The 1,568-nt window shown below is 33.2% G+C and carries 1 protein-coding gene; it reads right to left on the reverse strand.

Annotation, left to right across the window (positions count from 1 at the left end; all coding sequences use genetic code 11):
- On the reverse strand, positions 1-1,262 hold a 1,262-nt coding region (locus IGJ45_RS16920), incomplete at its 3' end, for a MucBP domain-containing protein (protein WP_438768798.1).
- Positions 1,263-1,568 lie beyond the last annotated feature (306 nt).

The raw sequence follows: 1,568 nt of genomic DNA on the forward strand, positions 1-1,568 counted from the left end.
GCATTTCCCGTTATTTTTTCAAATTGATAACCGTCAAATGTTTTTTGCTCAGTAGAATACTCCTTACCTACAAAATCTGTCTTAGTAATAGGATCAATTAATTGATTTCCCCCTTCATCCACATAACAAACTGTTATTGTTGACTGTTTTGTAGAAGGATAAGTCACAGTTACCTGTTTATTATCAGTAACTGTCAATAAATGCATAGGTTGTTGTGGAGTTGTTGAACTCTCACCTGTCTCAGGATTTGAGTAAACTTGATCATAGTAATAATTAAGATCACCTTGCACAGTCGTATTTATAATCCCTTGTTGATTAGGTATTTGTTCAACACTAAAAGTCTTTTCTTCTCCACTTTTTAAATTAAATGCTGGTAAATCGATATCAGATAAGGTTATATTTTCAAGGTCACTCGGACCATCATTTTTAACAGTATAGTTTACAGTAATTTTTTCATTTGGATTACTTGTTTTTTGCTCTGTTGTCATATCAAGTTTTATAGAAGCGTGCGGAACTAATCCTAGATTTGCTATTGCATAACTGTGAACATACGGATTTTGAATATCATTGCTTTCAGTAAATGTTCCGTCTAAATTGTAGTAACCACTGATTGTTTGGAGAGGGGATCTATTATCAAAGTAATAGAAACCATCTGCTGAAAATTGTGAACTATTAACAATACTTGCTTTATTGGCTTCAGTAATAGTTAACCCATTTGGTAGTTGACTAGGGTCAATGTAAATATAATTAATGTATGCACTATCATCGGGTACATTTTGAGCAATCCAGTTAGCTAAATTTAGATTCCCAAAACCTGTTCTGTATGGTACTTCCGCATTATCCATAAGCGGGTTAGAATCAGAAAATTGCTTTAAAACACTTTCGTACTCCGTCCAGTCATCTGTTTCCATACCTTTATCTACAATTTCCGACCAATCTTTATTTAAATTCTGCTTTACCCATGCTGATATAGGCTCAATAACAGCTGTAGCAGAATTAATAGGAGTTGTAGTAGATCCAGCATTCAAATAATTATTTCCTGGATAATCAAATCCTACAGTCAAATCCTTATTTGTAAAGGCTAGTTTATCAAAATGAATAGCAGGTGCTGACGGTTCATTTTGGTCTTGTATCCCATTGCCATTTAAATCAAACCAAATACGTGAACCATAGATAGGCAGAGTATCATCTGCTAATACAGTCGTTGATGTTCCCCAAAACGCAAAAATACACCCTACCACTAAAAGTATTTTATTTCTCATTTTTTCCTCCAACAGTTTAAGTTTTATTTTATTTTTAATTTTATAAGTATACTAGAATTAACTATTATTTTCAAATAGTAATAATTATCATACAATCGAATCTAAATACACTTTAATATAAAATTAACCATTAAACTATCGTCGTATAGCTACAGAACCAAGAACACCCCTTGTTGATCTGGGAGCGTCAATAATTTTGTGTAAATGATTCTTCCCTACTGCAGATTGTTTCTAATTCTCAATCAGTTGGCTTAGCATTTGTTCAAGTTCGCCTTCGGCCTGTTGAAAGCCTTTATGACTGCGACC

It is taken from the genome of Enterococcus sp. DIV0574 (genome assembly GCF_051711125.1).
In the GTDB taxonomy this organism is placed as follows: Bacteria; Bacillota; Bacilli; order Lactobacillales; family Enterococcaceae; genus Enterococcus_D; species Enterococcus_D gallinarum.